19 protein-coding genes are annotated in these 22,379 nt (G+C 59.6%); 6 read left to right on the top strand and 13 right to left on the bottom strand.

Annotated features, from left to right (window positions below):
* Nucleotides 1–74 precede the first annotated feature (74 nt).
* Nucleotides 75–1,478: a 2-oxoadipate dioxygenase/decarboxylase HglS gene (gene hglS, locus H618_RS0100585; protein ID WP_028693203.1), complete on the top strand. Its 1,404-nt coding sequence runs from the start codon at nt 75–77 to the stop codon at nt 1,476–1,478.
* A gap of 119 nt (nt 1,479–1,597) precedes the next feature.
* Here hglS and H618_RS22180 read toward each other — a convergent pair whose 3' ends face one another.
* From H618_RS22180 to H618_RS22165, 5 genes are read right to left on the bottom strand one after another with little or no spacing between them, the layout of a single operon-like run.
* Entirely contained in the window at nt 1,598–2,566 is a 969-nt protein-coding gene (locus tag H618_RS22180) for a D-alanine--D-alanine ligase family protein (protein ID WP_081673673.1), read from the bottom strand.
* Nucleotides 2,567–2,572: 6 nt separating this feature from the next.
* Entirely contained in the window at nt 2,573–3,721 is a 1,149-nt protein-coding gene (locus tag H618_RS22175) for a cysteine desulfurase family protein (RefSeq protein WP_081673672.1), read from the bottom strand.
* The gene (locus H618_RS21055; protein ID WP_033727332.1) at nt 3,714–4,607 is read right to left on the bottom strand and encodes a hypothetical protein; all 894 of its coding nucleotides are present in this window, start codon (nt 4,605–4,607) and stop codon (nt 3,714–3,716) included. Before H618_RS21055 ends, H618_RS22175 begins: the two co-directional genes overlap by 8 nt.
* A 16-nt stretch (nt 4,608–4,623) precedes the next feature.
* Nucleotides 4,624–5,811 (bottom strand): PLP-dependent transferase, encoded by a 1,188-nt coding sequence (locus H618_RS22170; protein WP_245586737.1) that lies wholly within the window; start codon nt 5,809–5,811, stop codon nt 4,624–4,626.
* Nucleotides 5,801–7,432: a B12-binding domain/radical SAM domain-containing protein gene (locus H618_RS22165; RefSeq protein WP_081673671.1), complete on the bottom strand. Its 1,632-nt coding sequence runs from the start codon at nt 7,430–7,432 to the stop codon at nt 5,801–5,803. The genes H618_RS22170 and H618_RS22165 overlap by 11 nt, the downstream gene beginning before the upstream one ends.
* A gap of 97 nt (nt 7,433–7,529) precedes the next feature.
* On the opposite strand from H618_RS22165, the gene H618_RS0100565 reads away from it, so the two are divergent.
* Entirely contained in the window at nt 7,530–8,582 is a 1,053-nt protein-coding gene (locus H618_RS0100565; protein ID WP_028693200.1) for a D-alanine--D-alanine ligase family protein, read from the top strand.
* A gap of 3 nt (nt 8,583–8,585) precedes the next feature.
* Here H618_RS0100565 and H618_RS0100560 read toward each other — a convergent pair whose 3' ends face one another.
* Nucleotides 8,586–9,275, bottom strand: a complete 690-nt coding sequence (locus tag H618_RS0100560; RefSeq protein WP_028693199.1) for a GntR family transcriptional regulator — start codon at nt 9,273–9,275, stop codon at nt 8,586–8,588.
* Between the two features lie 285 nt (nt 9,276–9,560).
* Between H618_RS0100560 and H618_RS0100555 the strand changes: the two genes are divergently transcribed.
* Nucleotides 9,561–10,916 carry a NorM family multidrug efflux MATE transporter gene (locus tag H618_RS0100555; protein WP_028693198.1) on the top strand — a complete coding sequence of 452 codons (1,356 nt, stop codon included), beginning with the start codon at nt 9,561–9,563 and terminating at the stop codon, nt 10,914–10,916.
* A 6-nt stretch (nt 10,917–10,922) separates the two neighbouring features.
* Here the strand turns inward: H618_RS0100555 and H618_RS21050 are convergent, their stop codons facing one another.
* Nucleotides 10,923–12,590: a putative bifunctional diguanylate cyclase/phosphodiesterase gene (locus H618_RS21050; protein ID WP_050577171.1), complete on the bottom strand. Its 1,668-nt coding sequence runs from the start codon at nt 12,588–12,590 to the stop codon at nt 10,923–10,925.
* Between the two features lie 248 nt (nt 12,591–12,838).
* On the opposite strand from H618_RS21050, the gene rep reads away from it, so the two are divergent.
* Nucleotides 12,839–14,848 (top strand): DNA helicase Rep, encoded by a 2,010-nt coding sequence (rep, locus tag H618_RS0100545; RefSeq protein ID WP_028693197.1) that lies wholly within the window; start codon nt 12,839–12,841, stop codon nt 14,846–14,848.
* A 72-nt stretch (nt 14,849–14,920) separates the two neighbouring features.
* The gene (locus H618_RS0100540) at nt 14,921–15,490 is read left to right on the top strand and encodes a xanthine phosphoribosyltransferase (RefSeq protein WP_028693196.1); all 570 of its coding nucleotides are present in this window, start codon (nt 14,921–14,923) and stop codon (nt 15,488–15,490) included.
* Nucleotides 15,491–15,654: 164 nt separating this feature from the next.
* Here H618_RS0100540 and H618_RS0100535 read toward each other — a convergent pair whose 3' ends face one another.
* The 5 genes from H618_RS0100535 to dadA form a co-directional block, all read right to left on the bottom strand.
* On the bottom strand, nt 15,655–17,526 hold the full coding sequence (locus H618_RS0100535; RefSeq protein ID WP_033727330.1) for an acetyl-CoA hydrolase/transferase C-terminal domain-containing protein: 1,872 nt from the start codon (nt 17,524–17,526) through the stop codon (nt 15,655–15,657).
* Between the two features lie 103 nt (nt 17,527–17,629).
* Nucleotides 17,630–18,052 (bottom strand): c-type cytochrome, encoded by a 423-nt coding sequence (locus tag H618_RS0100530; protein ID WP_028693194.1) that lies wholly within the window; start codon nt 18,050–18,052, stop codon nt 17,630–17,632.
* Between the two features lie 137 nt (nt 18,053–18,189).
* Entirely contained in the window at nt 18,190–18,738 is a 549-nt protein-coding gene (locus H618_RS0100525; RefSeq protein WP_028693193.1) for a cupin domain-containing protein, read from the bottom strand.
* 96 nt (nt 18,739–18,834) lie between these two features.
* Nucleotides 18,835–19,908: an alanine racemase gene (gene alr / locus H618_RS0100520; protein WP_028693192.1), complete on the bottom strand. Its 1,074-nt coding sequence runs from the start codon at nt 19,906–19,908 to the stop codon at nt 18,835–18,837.
* 92 nt (nt 19,909–20,000) lie between these two features.
* A complete protein-coding gene (dadA, locus tag H618_RS0100515) occupies nt 20,001–21,302 on the bottom strand; it encodes a D-amino acid dehydrogenase (RefSeq protein WP_028693191.1) in 1,302 nt (433 codons plus the stop codon).
* Between the two features lie 155 nt (nt 21,303–21,457).
* On the opposite strand from dadA, the gene H618_RS0100510 reads away from it, so the two are divergent.
* Nucleotides 21,458–21,946: an Lrp/AsnC ligand binding domain-containing protein gene (locus H618_RS0100510; protein ID WP_028693190.1), complete on the top strand. Its 489-nt coding sequence runs from the start codon at nt 21,458–21,460 to the stop codon at nt 21,944–21,946.
* Nucleotides 21,947–21,959: 13 nt separating this feature from the next.
* Here the strand turns inward: H618_RS0100510 and H618_RS0100505 are convergent, their stop codons facing one another.
* Nucleotides 21,960–22,313, bottom strand: a complete 354-nt coding sequence (locus H618_RS0100505) for a YkgJ family cysteine cluster protein (protein WP_028693189.1) — start codon at nt 22,311–22,313, stop codon at nt 21,960–21,962.
* Between the last annotated feature and the right edge of the window lie 66 nt (nt 22,314–22,379).

Below are 22,379 nucleotides of genomic sequence, written 5' to 3'. Positions count from 1 at the left end.
ACTTTTTTTCGCTTGTAGGCAAAGTGCATTCCCAGTTTTCATGTAAGGGTATTCATTTCCTCAGGAAGGTTGCGATGCCCGCCCACGATTTCGTCAGCCCCGACAGCATCCGCGCGCAGTTCTCTGCGGCGATGTCGCTCATGTACAAACAGGAAGTGCCGCTGTACGGCACGCTGCTGGCGCTGGTGAGCGAAATCAACCAGCAGGTGCTGGGGCAACGTCCCGAGGTGGCCGAGGCGCTGCGCTGGACCGGCGAACTGGAGCGCCTCGACCAGGAGCGCCACGGCGCCATCCGCGTCGGCACGGCTGAAGAACTGGCGACCATCGCCCGGCTGTTCGCGGTCATGGGCATGCAGCCGGTGGGTTACTACGACCTCAGCTCGGCGGGCGTGCCGGTGCATTCCACCGCCTTCCGCGCAGTGCATGAACAATCGCTGCACATCAGCCCGTTCCGCGTGTTCACCTCGCTGCTGCGCCTGGAACTGATCGACAACCCGCAACTGCGCGAACTGGCCCAGGGCATTCTCGCCAAGCGGCGGATCTTCACCGACGGCGCGCTGCAACTGATCGAGCAGTGCGAACGCGACGGCGGCCTCAGCGCCGCCGACGCCGAGCGTTTCGTCGAAGAGGCGCTGCATACCTTCCGCTGGCACCGCGAGGCCACCGTCAGTGCCGAGCAGTACCAGCAGTTGCACGATCAGCACCGGCTGATCGCCGACGTGGTGGCCTTCAAGGGCCCGCACATCAATCACCTGACCCCGCGCACCTTGGACATCGACGCCATTCAGCAGGGCATGCCGGGCAAAGGCATTCCGCCCAAAGCCGTGGTCGAGGGCCCGCCCACCCGCCGCCATCCGATTCTGTTGCGCCAGACCAGCTTCAAGGCTTTGCAGGAAACCGTGGCGTTCCGCGGCCAGCACGGCAGCGAGGGCAGCCACACCGCGCGCTTCGGTGAAATCGAACAGCGCGGCGCGGCGCTCACGCCCAAGGGCCGCCAGTTGTACGACACCCTCCTCGACGCCACCCGCGCCGCTCTCGGCGGGGTGCCGGCCGAAGCCAATGCCGAGCGCTACCGCAGCCTGCTCGCCGAAACCTTCGCCGCTTTCCCCGATGACCTGGCGCAGATGCGTGAACAAGGCCTGGCGTACTTCCGCTACTTCGCCACGGAAAAAGGCCTGGCCGCACGCGCAGAGCCCGCGCGCCCACGCACCTTGGCAGCGCTGATCGACGCCGGGCATGTGCATTTCGAGGCGCTGGTGTACGAGGATTTCCTGCCGGTCAGCGCCGCGGGCATCTTCCAGTCCAACCTGGGTGACGACAGCCATGCCGAATACGGCAGCAACGCCAACCGCGACGCTTTCGAAGCCGCCTTGCAGATGACCGTGCAGGACGAACTGGCGCTGTACGCGCAGAGCGAACGGCGCTCGTTGCAGGCGTGTGCGCAGGCGCTTGGTCTGGAGGTGATTCAGATTCTGTAGGAGAGCCCTGACACTCGAGCACCAACAGCCTGTGGCGTGCCCTCAGGCTGAGAGCCTCTGGGTAGATACGTCCCGCTGGGCTACCGTCTTGTGTCAACTTCTTCGCTTCATCCAAAGCTCTATGATCGGCTAATAGAATCTCGGCGTGGAACATCCTGTTCATGGGTCATCGAGGCGTGTCGCTTTTTGGCTGGGATGAGGTCATTGAAATAAAGAACGACCTCCTCAAGCGTCCATCCATGGGCCATGCAAGCCTTGGGAAATAGACTATGACTTGTCAGTCCTGGAAGAGTATTTAACTCAATCAGATAAGGTACGTCATTATGTATGATCACGTCTGCCCGAAAGTAATCAAGCCCAAGGACTTGAGCAAGCCGTGCGCAGTCCTGCTGGAGCACTTCTAGAGTTGAAGGCTTAAGGTTAGCGAGAGCTGAAGTCGTATCGGGTGATGAAAATTTGGCTTCATGGGAAAAGAAAGGCGTTTGAAAATCCAGCTTAAATGGGGGCAAAAGCTCGCCTGCGAGAAAACATACTGACAACTCAGGACCGGTTATGTACTCCTCGACGACGACGCCCGCATGGTAGCCAAGAGCATGTTGTCTGGCTTCATCAAAAGCGGCAGGATCATTTTCAATTAACGAAACCCCGAAGCTGCACCCCTCTTTAACGGGCTTAACCACTAAATGCACTCCTAGCTCGGCTTCCACGTCTCGGTACGAGACCGGAGCATCGCTCAAATCAATGTGACGCGGAACGTTAATGCCGAGGCCTCTAGCAACAAGTTTGGTCAGTATCTTATCCATACAGATAGCGCTTGCAGTCGGCGGCGGGCCATTATATGAGATGTTCCGGAAATCCAAATATGACTGTGCTCGACCGTCCTCGCCAAACCCCCCGTGCAAAGCGAGAAAGACCCGGGTAAAGGGTACCAAATCAAGCAGATAGAGCTCGTTGATGTCGGCGATATTGAATACCTGATACTGAATATCATGTGCTGATAGACATGTAGCCACAGTTTTTGCGGTCTGTTCAGCCACCTCGCGCTCCGATGAGTCACCACCCGTTATAATTGCAATATTCTCACTCATGTCCGGTCACTCCTGAGTCAGTGCGATCAAAGAACTTAAAGCATTAACAATCTCTTCCACTGCAGCATGTAACTCAATGTTATCAATATCGTAGGGAAAGGAGATTCGGATAGCGCATTCAGCGCGATTTTTAGAATAGCCAAGTCCTGTAATGACATGTGACGGCGCAAGGTCCTGCGCATTACATGCAGATCCAGAAGACACGCACACATTTGAGAGACAGCTCATCAGTGTTTCTGAGCGCACACCAGGAATTGATAAATTGAGAATGTGAGGCACACAATAGTTGGATGGTGAGTTGATTTGGTACGGGATACCTTGTTTGGAAAACATCTCAAGGATCATGCTCCGCTTTTTCGCTGCAGACTTCCAAGATGAACGAAGATCCTGTTCGCTGATCAGTTTAGCCGCAGCTCCGAACCCCACAATTAACGGAGTAGGAAGGGTGCCGCTACGTAACGCAGATTGCCCGCCGCCGAAGGTTATTGGGCGTAGTTTATTCATCGACTGCGCACGCGCATACAAAACTCCGACCCCCTTGGGACCGCCAATCTTGTGCGCGGAAAAAGATGCAAAGTCGATGCCGTGGCGCCTGACATCAATGGGTAACTTCCCCAATGCTTGAGAAGCGTCAACATGAATCAAAGCATCACTATTGCCCAGCGCCTGCCGAACTGAAGTGATGCTTTGATAAGTTCCGATTTCAGAGTTGACATAGCAAAACGACACCAAGCCGGTAGAAGAGTCAACGAGTTGCCGGAGATGATTAACATCAATCCGCCCCCGTGAATCTACCCTCATACGCCTAACCTCAACGCCTCTTGATCTCATTTCTTCAGCAGACGCCAATACAGACTTGTGATCTATGGGACTTATGATCATATTGCCACCCGGCTGAACGCTGCCTAGAACCACCAAATTATTACTCTCGGTCGCACCAGCCGTATAAATCAGTTCAGACTCAGAGCAGTTGATGAGCTTTGCTATGTGACGCGTAGCGTCCTGAATGGCTATTTTCGCACGCCTGCCGAAAACGTGAGCTGAAGAGGGGTTGCCAAAATGCTCCGAGTAATAGGGCTTCATTGCTATCATCACATCACTTGAGCATGGCGTTGTCGCAGCTGCATCAAGGTAAACGACGTGTTTATCACTCATTGCTAGCACCTACGGTTGAGTAAATTGCGAGATGAACGCCGCGACGGTAAATCTCTTCAATGGTACTTTCACCACCCCCTCCCAGGTCAGCAACCAACACTTTCATTGGTTCGAAATCGTATAAGCTCAATGCGATCTCGACACCTTTGCGGATGGCGTGGTGACATTCAGCAGGCGCCAATAAAATAAGCATACGAGCGCCGTTTTTATACACCTCAGAAATCATCTCTGTTATCTCCCCGGCGCACGCTGTCATGCCGCATGACACGAGCGGCATTTCGTGACCTGTCGAGTCAATGAAAGAGACCTCGGACATATTAGGTTTTTCTGGAAGATATCGGCTTTGAAGCTTTCCTTTTTTGACTAAGCGCGAGGCTTCATTTTGAAAGCGGTTCTTCAACCATGTCTCAGGGAAGCACAGAGGGTGCTTGTGACTAGCGCATATCTTCCGAAGTGGGGTGAATGAAGCGCGCTTGAGCTCATCAGCGTATCGCTCAGGGAGAGCAAAAGATGAGTAGTAGCTCGATCGCAAGTATTCGGAACCGTCGAGCGATGGAGTATATTGCCAGTCGTTTATCAATAAAATCAGGCTTGCAGGTCGGCGGTTTAAATCGATGTATGCATCTGCAATTTTGACCCCCAAGCCCCAAGAATATGATGGAAATATTCCTACCCGCTTTTTGACAATTACTCTGAGGGACTCGTTTGCGATGTCTTCGAACACTCCAGGTATAAGCCGATTCGTGCTGGCATCAAAAAAAAGCATGAAATGTCCACACATCAGGTACAGGCTTGGAAATCCAGGATCGTTAGTGAATCTACAGACTTCATTCAGGAGCTCATGCTCGGAAAAAATATAGCGCTCGTCTACGTGAATTGCGTTCATCACTATTCCGCCTATTCTAAAATGGTGACGCATCGAAAAAAGCGTTCTGCAAGTCTGAAATAATATCTCCGGGATCCTCAAGTCCGATGTAGACCCGTAAGCATGTTCCGGTTACATCCATGCGTGCTGCGGACGGATTGCTATCAAGGCACACTGGAGTTACAAGGCTCACTGTGCCGCCCCACCCATGCCCAATTTTTATTATGCGAAGCCGACCAAGTTTTTTCATGAGTGTTTGGCCTGCATATGAAAATTTGACAGTAATGAGACTGTTACAACCTTTAATAGATTTATTTTGTAGCTCTGATTCTGATTGCTGTGCCAAAGGGTGCAGTAGTCTTATGACCTGTGGCTGCGCCTTGAGATATTTCATGATGAGCACAACTGAGCGCTGTTGAGTCTCGAGTCGGGCTCCCAACGTGCTAATTGAGCGTAGGACTGCCGCGCAGCTATGTGAACTTACATGGCAACCTGTCAGGGCAGCGATTTGCTTTAAAACTTTGAAAACGCTTGGTTGGCGAGTGACCAGAGCACCGAGTGATACACCTTCCACTGCTGCATGAGACTTGCTAAGTGACAGAACACAGATATCCGCCTTGTTTTCCAAAGGAAATGAAAAAGTGGAAGCAGACCATGTGTTATCTATAACCACCAGTGCTGGATGGTGCGTACACGCTTCAATGATCGTCGCGGAGTCTATCAATTCATATGTGAACGATCCTAACGTCTCCCACAACACGAGGCGTGTATTATCTCTTAGTCGTCCACCAATCCTATTTGCTTCATGGGGTGCAAAGTATTCCACTTCCACTCCTCGCCCTCCAAAATATTCGAGGAGCCATCGAGTTGTGTAAATTACAGAATCGCCTACAAGTACGTGGTCACCCGATTTCGTCATAGCTAGCAGTAACAGGTGTAGTGCGCTTTGCCCAGAGGGCGTAAGCACGGCATAATTACCTTTTTCCAGCAATGCAATCTGTCGGGCGGCTTGCCGGGTCGTGGGGGTGTCGATCCCCCCATAGTAAAGCCCGTCGAAAGGGGATTCGCTAGAGGGCTGCAAGCTATCAGGATCAATAGGCAACAGGTGATTCGGAATATTGGCGATGTAGGTAGTGGCGTCCATGGAGGGAGTTTGGAGCGAGTACAATTCGCCCACAGGAAAAATCCCGACTTGCGCCAAAGCGGTTGGGCCATTATTTTTCATCGAGAGCCTCAAATGCATCCAATCGCTCGATAATCCTTGTCACTTCATCTACCTGCGGCGGTGCTATGCCATGAAGTGGATACCTGGCCGATGCCTCACCGAACCTATGGAAGAGCTCTAGAAGCCGGCCTTCTGGTGTGCCCCACTGTAAATAATCATGATCTGCACTTTCCAAACAGTTTTTTAGCGGATGTTGAACTGCCCAGTTAGCACTCAGGGTCACAGGCTGCCCGGTTGTCCGTCTGAGTTTGATGAGTAAACTGAGGAGATGCTCGCGACTGAACTGACTTTCACCAAGGCCGAATAAAAGTGCACAACCGCAAGATATTCGCAGGCTAATTAATGTACTCAGCGCCTCATGAAATCGCTTCTGCCATGACGCATGTGCGCTACCGATGTCTTTACTCATTCCGCCAATTGCCTCAGGCTCCAGTGTTTCCAAGCCAAGGAATACGTAGCGCAGTCCATTACTGGCGAGTCGTTCGATCAGGCTTCGACGCTGGATAACCAAGTCAACTGTGAACTGCCCTCCAAATATCAATTCAAGCGGCTTTTGCTCGAGCAGTTCACACAGGACATTTATCTGACTCGGGCTCCCATTGAGAAAAATTGAGTCCTCGACAAACGCACTTGCTTTGCGGGCGTTCGGGTTCTCATTGCTAATTGAAATGGTTTCTTGAAATTGTCTATAGACCCTAGCGGGGGCGCCATGAGCGTCATAGATACCTCCTGCAACGCTTCGGCGCTCGCTGCAAAATGCACAATCGTAGAAACATCCGCGTCCAGTGTAGCTAAACACGTGAGATGTTAGCCGACCCCTAAATATGTCAAACGAACTCTGAACTCCAAATGCCTTGATCGCTGATGGCAGTTGGTTCTGATCTAGGCGGATGCCGGAGCTGACGTGTGTCGTGTCCATTCCAGGAAAATCTGCAATCCATAAACCTGGGATTGTGAGACTCAAGAATTCGGAAATATTTTTTAGATTCAGTTCTTTGGACTGCGCAAGCCCCTCACCAATGGCGCTAATGACCATTTCTGCTTCACCCGAAATAATAATATCGAACAGAGGAGAAATTGTTCGATCCCTGATGAGCCTGCCAGGTGAGGCTTTGTGATGCCTTACAGAACTCACCTCTCTTCGTTTTTCATCTTCCAGATAGAGGGTTTCGTTAACATGGCGCCCACCGAGAACTATCACAGCGCTATCACCCAGGAGCCTCCTGACTCGCTTGGCACATTCCACCGCGCCTGGCATGCATAGTGTCATGGCACCAATCAAAACAACGTTTGGTCTTTGCGAGACTAACAGCGCCTCGAATGCGGGGATGTCATCTAGCGAATACATCAGCATGAAATGTTTTCTTACATCACTGCGTTTCGCGGCCCACGTGCTGGATGCCCAAGGGTTTCCTTCGGTTTGCGCAAGACAGGCGGCATGCCGGCAGGCATTGAAGAGGCTTACGGGATCGCAGCTATTCAAAGCGCGGCTGGATTTCGCACCTTCGAGGCATTCAGGTGCTGATACGGCGATGGCGCGGATCTGACGGTAGGTTTCAGATCCAGATCGTCGACTTACCGGCCTAGCTAAAGCGCTGGCTACAGGGGGAAAAATAGGCATTGACGTTCCATTTCGTTATGAAAGGCATCCATGCCATTGCGTTTATTTTTGGATATTGGATACAGTAGCCAAGGATAGAAAATGGAGGATGTAGAAAGTGAGACAAAATGTTATTGCACTGATTTTTGGCGGTAGGAGCACCGAGCATGCTGTCTCACTCATGTCGGCACGCAGCCTTCATCAGGCTTTATGCACATTGGGTCACTCTGTTCATTGCGTAGGGATCGATAGCAGTGGGGCGTGGCACTACCAGGGCTCACCCTGCACATTCCCAGACAAGGTGGACACCTCTGCGCCTCTGGTGACTCTCCAGCCTGGTAGGCGGTCCTTTATCTTTTCAAGACCCGAATCGGCTCCAGTCGAAATCACTGTCGATATGATTTTCCCCGCGCTCCACGGGCTCTATGGAGAGGATGGCGCGCTACAGGGACTAAGTGCGATGTGTGGGATTCCGTGCGTAGGATCTGGAATACTGGGTTCCGCAGTGGCGATGGACAAAGACGTCACCAAGCGACTCGTGGGCGCAGCCGGCATTGCCGTGGCACCATGGATCGCATCCTTCGAGATGCCGACTTGGGAGCACGTTGTAGCATCGCTGGGTGGCGGGGCGCTTTTCGTCAAACCCGCTTGTTCAGGCTCTTCAATTGGCGTAGCCCGGGTTACTTGCGAATCTGAATACCGTGAAGCATATGCAATCGCCCAACGCCTCGATCAGAAGGTGCTTGTCGAGAAGGAAATCAAGGGCAGAGAGATAGAGTGCGGTATCTTGGAATGCAACGGGCAAGTTATTGCATCTCAGCCAGGGGAAGTCTTACCCTCCAAAGATCATGTTTTTTATAGCTACGATGCAAAATATGCCACGCAAGAGGACTCGACGCTCTTGGTGCCTAGCGCTATTTCTCCAACGCTTGCGCTGCACGTTCAGAATTTGTCTTTGGACATATTTCGATGCCTGGAATTAAAGGGCTTGGCCCGAATTGACTTTTTCCTTCGCGACGATGATGAGGTCATCCTAAACGAAGTGAATACGCTGCCCGGCTTCACCAATGCCAGCATGTATCCCAAGATGCTCGAGTTTTCCGGGTATTCCCTCGAACTTATCGTCGACGCGCTGGTGAGGACTGCTCTCACGGCTCCACTGGAAACGTAACGACTACGACGTGGAGCGCTGTTGGTTTTTCAGAAAGCTAACGATATGATCTCGTCCAGCCTCCAGATGCTTTCGCAAAATATCTTTTGCCAAAGCTCGGTTACCGGCTCGGCACGCGTTTAGCATAGCTCGATGATCTTCTTCGGATTTCTTGTGGTATTCCAGATTGGTCAGCAAAAACCGTAGATGCCTGTCGACTGCTTGGTGAAGTGACTTTATAAGAGCCAACAAACGAGGGCGATTGGACCGCGCATAGAGAAAGTCGTGGAATCGCTCATTCAGCTCGCCCAGTGCATGGGGATCCCGATTCGCCGCCATGTTTTCGATGAGCGTCTCCATTTCAAATACATCTTCGTCCGAGATATCACCAAAGCCGAAATCCAATGCCGTCGTTTCTGCCATGATGCGCATGTCGTAAATCTCCACGACATCGTCAATCGTCATAACGCATACGAAGGCACCCTTGTGGCGCTCGGAGGTGACAAGCCCTTCCGCTTCAAGTTGTCTTATTGCATCCCTGACAGGCATGCGGCTAACCCCGAATTTGCCAGCCAGCTCATCCTGGCGTAACGGGGTACCCTCTGGAATCATGCCCGAAAGAATACCGTCGCGAAGGGAATCAACGACGAAGGCCATGGCAGACTTGTGCTGATACCCTGTTGTAACAGTGAAGCTGTCGGGAAGCGAAGGCACTCTATATCTCCAGGCTAATTGCGCGCACGTGTCGAAGGTAGCATAAGGCTCAGCGGGCAATCGTTCCAAGCTCTGCATGAAGAGCCTCGGATGCGATCCCTGAGGATAATTACAAACTTGGCGCTCCCAGCTCGACAACCAGCTGTTCACAGGGCGGATCATCGGCCCCGCCTGGTACTCTTCGTGGCCTCTTGGTACATCACCCGACACCACCCCTCGGCTAATCCTTTTGTAGAACGCCGAGCAAAGTTGCACACTCGCGTCCTGCCCCTGAAGGATGACCCCATGCACGTCGCGCCCACCACCGAACTCAAGGCCCTGCTGCGTCTGGCCGGGCCGTTGATCGCCTCGCAGTTGGCGCACATGCTGATGGTACTCACCGACACTTTGATGATGGCGCGCATCAGCCCGCAGGCGCTGGCCGGTGGTGGCCTGGGCGCGGCCAGCTATTCGTTCGTGTCGATTCTGTGCCTGGGCATCATCGCTGCGGTCGGCACCCTGGTGGCGATCCGCAAGGGCGCCGGCGACATCGCCGGGGCTACGCGCCTGGCGCAGAACGGCCTGTGGCTGGCCTGGGGCCTGGCGCTGCTTGCCGCGTTGGCCCTGTGGAACCTCGCGCCGCTGCTGCGGCTGTTCGGCCAGGATGCGCAGAACATCGACGGCGCCATGCAGTTCATGACCCTGCTGCCGCTGGCCCTGCCCGGCTACCTGACCTTCATGGCCTTGCGCGGTTTCACCAGCGCCCTGGGCCATTCGACCCCGGTGATGGTCATCAGCCTGGTCGGCACCGTGCTCAACTACCTGTTCAACCATGCGCTGATCGAAGGCTGGATGGGCCTGCCGAAACTGGGCCTGCTGGGCATAGGCCTGGTCACCGCGCTGGTCTCGCTGGGTATGGCCGTGGCCCTGGCGCTGTATATCCGCTGGCACCGGGTGTACGACGCCTATCCACTGCGCAAAGGGCTGAGCCGGCCTTCGCTGGGTGCATTGCGCGAACTGCTGCGCCTGGGCCTGCCGATCGGTGGCACCTACATGGTCGAAATCGGCCTGTTCGCCTTCGCCGCGCTGTGCATGGGCGTGCTGGGCAGCACCGAGCTGGCCGCGCACCAGGTTGCCCTGCAACTGGTGTCGACCGCGTTCATGGTGCCGACCGGGCTTTCCTATGCGGTGACCATGCGCGTGGGGCTGTACTTCGGCGCCGGGCAGATTCTTGCCGCGCGCAGCGCCGGGCGCGTCGGCATCGCCTTCGGCGCCGTGCTGATGTTCGGGTTCGCGGCGCTGTTCTGGCTGTGCCCGGAAGCCTTGGTCGGCATTTTCATCGACCGCAACGACCCGGCCTTCGCGGCGATTTTCCAACTGGCCGTGTCGCTGCTGCTGGTGGCGGCCTGGTTCGAGCTGTTCGACGGCGTACAGACCATCGCCATGGGCTCGATTCGCGGCCTGAAGGATGCCAAGACCACCTTCGTCATCGGCCTGCTCTGCTACTGGCTGGTCGGCGCACCGAGTGCCTGGCTGTTCGCCTTCACCCTCGGTTTCGGCGCACCGGGCATCTGGTGGGGCCTGGCGCTGGGCCTGGCCTGCGCCTCGGTGGCGATGACCTACGGCTTCGAGTGGCGCGTGCGACAGAAGCTGGCACGCTAAGGCGGCCTACCAGCGCTCGCGCAGGGCCGGGCTGGCGCCGCTGCCCAGGTAGGCCACCAGCGCCTCCACCGGCAACGGCCGGCTGACCAGAAAGCCCTGTACCTGGTCGCAGCCAAAGCTGCGCAGCAGCCCCAGTTGCTCGGCGCTTTCGACGCCTTCGGCGACCACCTCGAGGTTGAGGTTATGCGCCAGGTTGATCATCGCGTGCACCAGCTTGCGGTTCTCTTCGCGCTGCTCCATGCCGGCGACGAAGCTGCGGTCGACCTTGAGCAGGGTGATCGGCAGGCTGTTGAGGTGGACGAACGACGAGAAACCGGTGCCGAAGTCATCCAGGGAAAAACGCACGCCCAGCCGGCCCAGGGCATCCATGGTCTGGCGCACCTGTTCGTTGCGGCGCATCACCGCCGTTTCGGTCAGCTCGAACTCCAGCCAGCGGGCATCGACGCCATGCTCGATGATCAGCCGGCTCAGGGTCGGCAGCAGCTGGCTGTCCTGGAACTGGCGAAAGCTCAGGTTCACCGCCATGTGCAACGGCGCCACGCCACGCTCGCTCAGCCGCTGCATGTCACGCAGGGCACGGGAAATCACCCAGTAGCCCAGCGGCACGATCAAGCCACTCTGCTCGGCCAGCGGCACGAATTCGCCAGGCGGCAACAGGCCACGCTCGGGGTGGCGCCAGCGCACCAACGCTTCGAGGCCGACAATGCGCCCATCGGCCAGGCTCAGGCGGGGCTGGTAATGCAGCTCCAGCTCGTCACGGCGCAAGGCCCGGCGCAGCTCGCTTTCGAGGTCGGCCAGGCTGCGCGCATTGCGGTTGATCCGCTCGTTGAACACATGGAAGGTACAGCCCTGCACCGCCTTGGCCTGGCGCATGGCGATGTGTGCGTGCCACATCAGCGGGTCGGCGCCGGCCTGGGCGCGGGCGTGGGCCAGGCCCAGGCTGCAGCCGAGCAGCAGGCTTTCGCCATCGATCCAGTAGGGCTCGGCCAGGGCTTCGGTGATGCGCTCGGCCACCCACTGCGCGCGGCTGGGGTCGCGCTGGGTGTCGATCAGCAGGGCGAACTCGTCGCCGCCCAGACGTGCCAGTTGGTCGCCCGCCTCCAGTTGCTGTTGCAGGCGCGCCACCACTTGCAGAATCAGGCGGTCGCCGCCCTGATGGCCGAGGGCGTCGTTGGCATGGCGGAAGTTGTCCAGATCCAGATGGCCCAAGGCCACGCCACGGCCGTCGTGCTGGGCCAGGCGGGCGCTGAGCAGCGCCTGAAAACCTTGGCGATTGGCGATCCCGGTGAGTGGGTCCTGCTCGGCCAGGCGTTGCAGGGTGGCCACCAGTACGCTGCGCTCGCGAACATGGCGCAAGGAGCGGCGCAGGGCATCTTCATTGAGCTGGCCGCGCACCAGCCAGTCGCTGACCCCGTTCGGCGCAGCCGCAGGTTCGGCATCGAGCAGCAGGATGGTCGGCAACGCACAGCGCCCGGGGGCCGGCTGCAAATCGGGGGTTGCCAGCACCACAGCTTGACGGTCGTCACAGAATAGAGTGTCGACGGCTTCCCAATTTGGCGCCGTCAGCAATACTGCCGAGCCACCCAGCGTTTGCAGGCAAGCGCGCAATTGCGTGGCCCATTCCGGCTCTTCGGCCAGCAACAGCAGACGCAAGGGTTGGGCAGGCGTGGGCACGCAGGCTCCTTAGGCATGAAGACCATGGCGGTGGACGGCGGTATGCTACCCCACAAGTGGAAATGATTCTCACCTGAATAGAGGCAAAGTGCCTTATAGCACGACACATTTTGTCGTGCATCCTGCGCCAACCGTCCTGCTTCGGCAAATGTGATTTACCTCGGACTTCGCGGCGGACGGTCGCGCCACAAGCCTTGCAGGCCTGATAGAATGCGCGGCTATTTTCTGGCCACCCCCGGTTTCCCCGCATGTCCCGACTCAACCCCCGGCAACAGGAAGCCTGCGATTACGTCGGCGGCCCTCTCCTGGTGCTCGCCGGTGCCGGCTCGGGCAAGACCAGCGTGATCACACGCAAGATTGCTCACCTGATCCAGAACTGCGGCATCCGCGCCCAGTACATCGTCGCCATGACCTTCACCAACAAGGCCGCGCGCGAGATGAAAGAGCGTGTCGCGACCCTGTTGCGGCCCGGCGAAGGCCGCGGCCTGACGGTGTGCACCTTCCACAACCTGGGTCTGAACATCATCCGCAAGGAACACGCGCGGCTGGGTTACAAGCCGGGGTTCTCGATCTTCGACGAGACCGACATCAAGGCCTTGCTGTCGGACATCATGCAAAAGGAATACTCCGGCGACGACGGCCTCGACGAGGTCAAGAACATGATCGGTTCGTGGAAGAACGACCTGATCCTGCCCGCCGAAGCCCTGGAGAAAGCCCGCAACCCGCGCGAGCAGACCGCAGCCATCGTCTATACCCACTACCAGCGCACGCTCAGGGCATACAACGCGGTGGACTTCGACGACCTCATCCTGCTGCCGGTCAAGCTGTTCGAAGAGCACGCCGATGTGCTGGAGCGCTGGCAGAACCGCGTGCGCTACCTGCTGGTGGACGAATACCAGGACACCAACGCCAGCCAGTACCTGCTGGTGAAGATGCTCATCGGCATGCGCAACCAGTTCACCGTGGTCGGTGACGACGACCAGTCGATCTACGCCTGGCGCGGCGCGCGACCGGAAAACCTGATGCTGCTCAAGGACGACTACCCCTCGCTCAAGGTGGTCATGCTCGAGCAGAACTACCGCTCCACCAGCCGCATTCTGCGCTGCGCCAACGTGCTCATCGCCAACAACCCCCATGCCTTCGAAAAGCAACTGTGGAGCGAGATGGGCGTGGGCGACGAGATCCGCGTGATCCGCTGCAAGAACGAGGACACCGAGGCCGAACGCGTGGCCATGGAAATCCTCACCCTGCACCTGCGCACCGACCGCCCGTACAGCGATTTCGCCATCCTCTACCGGGGCAACTACCAGGCCAAGCTGATCGAGCTGAAGCTGCAGCATCACCAGGTACCGTATCGCCTGTCGGGCGGCAACAGCTTCTTCGGCCGCCAGGAAGTCAAAGACCTCATGGCCTACCTGCGCCTGCTGGTCAACCCGGACGACGACAACGCCTACCTGCGGGTGATCAACGTGCCGCGCCGGGAAATAGGCTCGACCACCCTGGAAAAACTCGGCAACTATGCCACCGAGCGTGGTGTGTCGATGTATGCCGCCAGCGAGGAAATGGGCCTGGGCGAGCACCTCGATGCGCGCTACACCGAGCGCCTGCAACGCTTCAAGCACTGGCTCGACGGCGTGCGCCACAAGGTCGCCCTGGACGACCCGATCGCGGCCCTGCACGAAATGGTCCGCGACATCGACTACGAGAACTGGATTCGCCAGAACACCGCCAGCGACAAGGCCGCCGATTTTCGCATCAGCAACGTGTGGTTCCTCATCGATGCGCTGAAGAACACCCTCGAGAAAGACGAAGAGGGTGACATGACCATCGAAGACGCCATCGGCAAGCTGGTGCTGCGCGACATGCTCGAGCGCCAGCAGGAAGAAGAAGACAACGCCGAAGGCGTACAGCTGATGACCCTGCACGCCTCCAAGGGCCTGGAATTTCCCTACGTGTTCATCATGGGCATGGAAGAGGAAATCCTCCCGCACCGCTCGAGCATCGAGGCCGACACCATCGAGGAAGAGCGGCGCCTGGCCTACGTCGGCATCACCCGAGCGCGGCAGACCCTGGCGTTCACCTTCGCCGCCAAGCGCAAGCAGTACGGGGAAATCATCGACTGCACGCCGAGCCGCTTCCTCGACGAACTGCCACCCGACGACCTGGCCTGGGAAGGCCTGGACGACGCCCCGGTCGAAGTCAAGGCAGCGCGCGGCAACAACGCGCTGGCCGACATCCGGGCCATGCTCAAACGCTGAGCAGCCCTTACCCTTTAACTGTGCACCGGCCATGTGGGCCGGGGCCCTTTTCGTTACATCGAGGACACCACCGTGCAAGCACTGCAGCAGAAGATTCGCGAAGAAGGCATCGTGCTTTCCGATCAGGTTCTCAAGGTCGATGCGTTTCTCAACCACCAGATCGACCCTGCGCTGATGCAGTTGATCGGTGACGAGTTCGCCCGTCTGTTCGCCGATGCCGGCATCACCAAGATCGTCACCATCGAGGCCTCCGGCATCGCCCCTGCGGTGATGACCGGCCTGCGCCTGGGCGTGCCGGTGATCTTCGCCCGCAAGCACCAGTCGCTGACCCTGACCGAGAACCTGCTGACCGCCTCGGTGTACTCGTTCACCAAGCAGACCGAAAACACCGTGGCGATCTCGCCGCGCCACCTGAGCAGCAGCGACCGCGTGCTGGTGATCGACGACTTCCTAGCCAACGGCAAGGCTTCGCAGGCGCTGATCTCGATCATCAAGCAGGCCGGCGCAACCGTGGCCGGCATCGGCATCGTCATCGAGAAGTCGTTCCAGGGCGGCCGCGCCGAACTGGACAGCCAGGGCTACCGCGTTGAATCCCTGGCCCGGGTCAAGTCGCTGGAAGGTGGTGTGGTCAGCTTTATCTGAGGTCTTTGTATTGGTGCTGGGCCTGCTCGCGGCTGAACCGCAGCGCCTGTAAGAGCGAACGGTCCGCCGCTGCGGTTCACTCACGAAGGCGTGCGAAGCGCACCCAAGGAAAGCCACCCGGTTCCACCAAGCGGCTTCGATTGCCTGAGATGGATCAGCACCCATCACCCGCTATGAACGGTCGCCTGCAACGCCGCCAACAGCAGGCGCTGGTACAGCTCTTCCTTGAGCCCATCCGGCGCGTGCAGTTGCATGCGCTGCAGGTGCCGCGGGTAGGCTTCAGGCTCAGGTGCGTCCAGCGCGGCCTTGCCCAGCTCCAGCGCCTCGCTGAGCTTGAATTTGCGCTTGAGCCAGTCCAGTGCACGCACCAGGTCACGTTCTTCGTCGGTAAAGTCGCTGCCCAGCGGGTATTCGGGGAAGAACGCTGGGTGTTCGGCGCGTAGCGCTTCCAGGCGCTCGGGTGTGTTGTCGGTGAAGCGCGGCGCCAGTTCGAAGTCCTCGGCCAGCTTGCCGGCCTTTTTCGCCTGGGCCATCAGCTCGGGCTGGAAGCGCGAGTCGCACACTGCCAGCAGGCGGGCGATCACTTCGCTGTCGCTCTGCCCGCGCAGGTCGGCGATGCCGTACTCGGTCACCACGATGTCGCGCAGGTGCCGGGGAATGGTGCAGTGCCCATATTCCCAGTACAGGTTCGAGCTGACTTTCCCCGCCGCCTCACGCCAGCTGCGCAACAGCAGAATCGAGCGTCCGCCGTCCAGCGCATGGGCCTGGGCGACGAAGTTGTACTGCCCACCGACGCCGCTCAGCACCCGGCCATCTTCCAGTTGGTCGGCCACCGCCGCGCCGAGCAAGGTACAGGCGAACACCGTGTTGACGAAGCGCGCATCCTGGCGCTCGCGGCGCTTGCGCGGCTCATCGCCATACAGTTCGTTGATGTAGCTGATGGCGGTCATGGCGAACTGGCTGCGCTGCGCCAGCGGCATCTCGCGCAGGCGTTGGTAGAAGCTGCGTGGGCCGAGGAAAAACCCGCCATGCACCAGCACCCCGTGCTCGTCGGCCGGGCGGCGGATGACCCCGGCTTCGACCAGCGCCAGCAGCCCGTTAACGAACATTTCGCTGCAGCCATACAAGCCCTGCTCGAACGCCTCCAAGCCGCCCTCGCCCGCCACCAGACGCTGCCAGGGGCTCAGATCCAGCGCCTCGAGCAGGCTGCGGTAGCCGGCATTGTCGCGATGCCGGGCCAGCAGCGCCGAAGCCACGGCATCGCCCATCGCACCGATGCCGATCTGCAAGGTGCCGCCATCGCGCACCAGCGCACTAACGTGCAGGCCGATGCAGTGGTCCTGGGTGGTCACCGGCATGTTCGGTGTGGAGAACAGTCGGCGCCGCTCGGGGGTGTCGATCAGCAGGTCGAACTGCGCCTCGCCGAGTTCGGCATCGCCGGGCATGTAAGGCAGCTCTTCATGCACCTGGCCGAGCACCAGAATGGTCTCGCCGGCTTCGCGGCGCCGGGCGATCATCGGCAACAGGTCGAGGGTGATGTCCGGGTTGCAGGCCAGGCTCAGTTGCCCGGGCCGCTCGGGGGTCGCCGCCACCAGCTGCGCGATCAGGTTCAGGCCCTTGGCGTTGATGTCACGCGCGGCATGGCTGTAGTTGCTGCTGACGTAGTCCTGCTGGGCCGCCGCGCTGTGCAGCAGGCTGCCGGGCTGCATGAAGAACTGCTCGACGCGGATGTTCGGCGGCAGGCTGTCGCTCCGCAGGTCGGCGAGGTACTGCAGCTCTTCGTAGTCGGCGAACACCCGCTCGACGAAGGGTTCGAGAAAGCGCCGCTGCAAGCCATCGCCCAGCGGCGGGCGGCCGAGGCTCAGTGCGGTGTACAGGGTCAGGCGGCGTTCGGGCAGGTCGCGGATGCGCGCGTACAGCGCATTGACGAAGGCATTGGGCTTGCCCAGGCCCAGCGGCATGCCCATGTGAATATGCGCCGGCAATTGCGCCAGCACCTGGTCTACCGCCTGATCGAGAGAGCAATGCCGGGCCATCGTGGCCTCCGTCAACGTCCGAGGGTGCGGACGTTGGACCGGTGCCGGAAGAGTTTTGCTGCATCGCTGCACGGCGTCAGGGCCGTGCCACTGGATACACCGCTTACAGCCCGGACATCTTCTTGATGGCCTGTTTCAGGTCGTCGTCGGAGCAGTCGGCGCAGGTGCCTTTGGGCGGCATGGCGTTGATGCCGGTGATGGCCTTGGCGAGGATGCCGTCGAGGCCGCCCTGGTGGTCGGCACGCTCTTTCCAGGCGGCCGTGTCACCCACCTTCGGCGCCCCCAGCAGGCCGGTGGCATGGCAGGCGTTGCAATGCTTGGCGATGACATCGTCGACGTTCTTCGCCGCCCCGCCACTGGCGCTGACGGCCACTGCCATGCCCTTGCACTCCTGGCCCTGGATACACACCTGGCCGACCGGTGCCAGGCGCTTGGCGATGTCGTCGCTGGTCGCTGCCTGGGCGTTGAGCGCCCACAGGGCGAAAAGAGCTGCTGGCAGGGCCAGCCACTGGTTGATCTGGTTCACGCTTACACCCTCATGGTGGCTGATCACGCCCACGGCCACGGTTTACGCGGGCGGCAAAAAGTATATCGGGAAGGCCTACCCTGCGGAACGACCCCACATTGGAAAGGGGTATTGCCGAGACATTTGCCTGCGCCAGATCAAAAATTCGAGGGGGTAGCGGCGCTGATCAGCCGTGCGGGCTTGTCGAACGGGTTGCGAAAACGGTGCGGGCGGGTGCTTTCGAAGTAGTAGCTGTCGCCGGCTTCGAGGATGAACGTTTCGTTGCCCACCACCAGCTCCAGCTGGCCTTCGAGGAGGATGCCGGTTTCCTCGCCATCGTGGGTGAGCATTTCGACCCCGGTGTCGGCACCGGGCGGATACACCTCGTTGAGAAAGGCGATGGCGCGGTTGGGGTGCGACTTGCCGACCAGCTTCATGGTCACCGCGCCGTCGGAGATGTCGATGAGTTCATCGGCCTTGTAGACGATCTGGGTCGTGCCTGCGGTTTCAAGTTCCACGGAAAAGAACTCGACCATCGACATGGGAATGCCACTTAGCACCTTGCGCAACGAACTGATCGAGGGGCTGACGCTGTTCTTCTCGATCATCGAAATGGTGCTGTTGGTCACCCCTGCGCGCTTGGCCAGTTCACGCTGGGACAGGCCCTTGAGCTTACGGATGGCCTGCAGTCGTTCGCCGACGTCCAAAGCTGAGCCTCCTGAAACGGTCGCGGGGGGAATGTGGCCGATATGATGGCAACCGCGTTCAGAATTTACAACACTCAAGGGTCGGGCCGTTCGGGCTCAGGCGTCCACGTACTCCAGCGGCACGCGCTTGAGGTTGCAGAAGATCTGGTAAGGAATGGTGCCTGCCTGGGCGGCGACGTCACTGGCCAGCACCTGCTTGCCCCACAGCTCCACCGGGCTGCCGACCACGGCCTGCGGCACGTCTGTGAGATCGACACAGAGCATGTCCATCGACACCCGGCCGATCAGCTGGGTGCGCTGCCCGGCAACCACCACTGGCGTACCGGTGGGTGCCTGACGCGGATAGCCATCGGCGTAGCCCATGGCGACCACGCCGACCCGCGAGGTCCGCGCGGTGGTGTACAGGCCGCCATAACCCACCGGCTCGCCGGCCGGCAGTTCGCGCACACTGATCAGCCGCGATTGCAGGGTCATCACCGGCTGCAAGCGTGAGGCTTGGGCCTGCGCCACGTCGAACGGGGTCGCGCCGTAGAGCATGATGCCTGGGCGGACCCAGTCACTAGGGATCTGCGGCCAGCCCAGCAGCGCCGGTGAGTTGCGCAGGCTGCATTCTGCCGCCAACCCCTCGCGGGCAGCCAGGAACACCGCCAGCTGGCGCTCGGTGGTGCTGGCGTCGAGTTCGTCGGCGCGGGCGAAGTGGCTCATCAGCACCACGCGGGCCACCTTGCCGCTGGCCAGCAGGCGCTGATAAGCGTTCTGGTATTCATCGGGGTGCAGGCCTGCGCGGTGCATGCCGGTGTCGAGCTTGAGCCAGACCTTCAGCGTCTTGTGCAGCGGCGTCTGCTCGATTGCTTGCAGCTGCCACGGCGAATGCACCACGCACCACAGGTCATGCTCAGCGATCAGCGCCAGTTCGCTGGCCTCGAAAAAACCTTCCAGCAGCAACACCGGCGCCTTGATGCCGGCAGCACGCAGTTCCAGCGCCTCTTCGATGCAGGCCACGGCGAAGCCATCGGCCTCAGGCTCCAGGGCCAGCGCGCAGCGCACGGCACCATGTCCGTAGGCATCGGCCTTGATCACCGCCAGCGCCTTGGCGCCGGACAGCTCACGGGCCAGGCGGTAGTTGTGGCGCAGGGCCTGGAGATCGATGAGGGCACGGGCAGGACGCATGACTACAGCCTTCTGGCAGTTCGTTGAGAAAGTGAAAACGCCGCGCGTCAGAGGCGCGGCGGACAACCTGGACGCTACGCCGCCCGCAGCGTCTAGCGGTGAGCCGGCGCCGGGTGGCCGTGGCGGGCCACGTCCTGGACATTGCCATAGCGCGAGATGTCCAGCCCGGCAGCGCTGATCTGCGGCGTCTTGCGCGCGATCAGATCGGCCAGCAGGCGTCCCGAGCCACAGGCCATGGTCCAGCCCAAGGTGCCATGCCCGGTATTGAGGAACAGGTTGCTCAGGCGCGTGGCACCGACGATCGGCGTGCCATCGGGTGTGGCCGGGCGCAGACCGGTCCAGAACTCCGCCTGGCGCAGATCGCCGCCGCGAGGATAGAGATCATTGACGATCATCTCCAGCGTTTCGCGCCGACGCGGGTTGAGGCTGAGGTCGAAGCCGGCGATCTCCGCCATGCCGCCGACACGAATGCGGTTGTCGAATCGGGTAATGGCGACCTTGTAGGTTTCATCGAGAATGGTCGAGGTTGGCGCCATGCCCGGATCGGTGATCGGCACGGTCAACGAGTAGCCCTTGAGCGGGTACACCGGGGCCTTGATGCCCAGCGGCTTGAGCAGTTGCGGCGAGTAGCTGCCCAGGGCCAGCACGTAACGGTCGGCAGTTTCCAGCTTGCCGTCGATCCACACGCCCTCGAGGCGATCACCATTGGCATGGAGGCGCTGAATATCCTGACCGAACCGAAACTCCACACCCAGCTCGGCGGCCATGTCGGCCAGACGCGTGGTGAACAGTTGGCAGTCGCCGGTCTGGTCGTTGGGCAGGCGCAGGGCACCGGCGAGCAGGTGCTTGGCCCCGGCCAGCGCCGGCTCGACGCGGGCAATGGCGTCGCGGTCGAGCAGTTCGTAGGGCACGCCGGACTGCTCGAGCACGGCGATGTCCTTGGCCGCGGCATCGACCTGCGCCTGGGTGCGGAACAACTGCGTGGTGCCCAGCGTGCGGCTTTCATAGGCGATGCCGGTTTCGGCGCGCAGCTCGTCGAGGCAGTCACGGCTGTACTCGGACAAGCGCACCATGCGCTCCTTGTTCACCGCATAGCGATTGGCCGTGCAGTTGCGCAGCATCTGCGCCATCCACAGGTACTGGTCGATATCACCGGTGAGCTTGATCGCCAGCGGCGCGTGGCGCTCGAGCAGCCATTTGATGGCCTTGAGCGGTACACCCGGGGCAGCCCACGGCGAGGCGTAGCCCGGCGAGATCTGGCCGGCATTGGCAAAGCTGGTTTCCATGGCCACCGCAGGCTGGCGGTCGACCACCGTCACTTGAAAACCTTGTCGGGCCAGGTAGTAAGCGCTGACGGTTCCAATGACACCGCCACCCAATACCAGAACTCGCATTGTCGCTCCCTCTCGCGCGGCCAGCCGCGGGCGTTTGTTGAGATGTATCGAATGGCCGCAGTATAAAAACTACCGCTCAGTGCTTTTCACTATATAAAAGCCTATATTTGGCGACAATTCTCGGCACTTTGGCCTTTCACGGAGGGGCATCCCCTATGAGAACCCAGCATCAAAGCAAGCGCGAACTGGACAAGATCGACCGCAATATCCTGCGTATCCTGCAGAATGACGGACGTATCTCGTTCACCGAGCTGGGGGAAAAGGTCGGCCTTTCAACCACCCCGTGCACCGAGCGCGTTCGCCGCCTGGAACGCGAAGGCATCATCATGGGCTACAACGCGCGGCTCAATCCGCAGCACTTGAAGGGTAGCCTGCTGGTGTTCGTGGAAATCGGCCTGGACTACAAATCCGGCGACACCTTCGAAGAATTCCGCCGCGCCGTGCTCAAGCTGCCGCATGTGCTGGAATGCCATTTGGTTTCGGGTGATTTCGACTACCTGGTGAAGGCGCGGATTTCCGAGATGGCCTCCTACCGCAAGCTACTCGGCGACATCCTGCTCAAGCTGCCGCACGTGCGTGAGTCGAAAAGCTACATCGTCATGGAAGAAGTCAAAGAGAGCCTGTGCCTGCCGATTCCCGACTGAAGCTCGCTGGCGTTCAGACCAGCACTTGCCGAGTCGTGGCGATGAACTGATGCACCAGGTGCTCGGCCTCGGGCTCGATCGGGGTCGCCGGCCCTCGCCCCCGTGGGCAGGCCATGCGCGGCGTGGTGCCGAACAGGCGGCAGATCAGCGGTCGGTCGGCGTAGACCGTGCAGCCCTGCGGCCCCAGGTGCACGCAGTCGAGGCGCTCCAGCGCTGCGGCCTGTTGCGCCGCCGAAGTGCGCGGCAGGCAGGCCATTTCTTCGGCAGATGTGGTCACCGGCCCACAGCAATCGTGACAGCCGGGCTCGCATTCGAAGCTTGGGATCAGTTCACGCAGGAAGTGGATCTTGTGGCGGTTATCAGACATGTGCCCAGCAGGTTGTAAGAAGGGCCGCGCAGTGTAAGGCAAACCGCAGCGCTGGCCCAATCACCG

The organism is Pseudomonas cremoricolorata DSM 17059 = NBRC 16634 (assembly GCF_000425745.1).
Taxonomy (GTDB): Bacteria; Pseudomonadota; Gammaproteobacteria; order Pseudomonadales; family Pseudomonadaceae; genus Aquipseudomonas; species Aquipseudomonas cremoricolorata.
The sequence above is the reverse complement of the archived record's forward strand: the minus strand, read 5'-3'. Positions and strand labels throughout refer to the sequence as shown.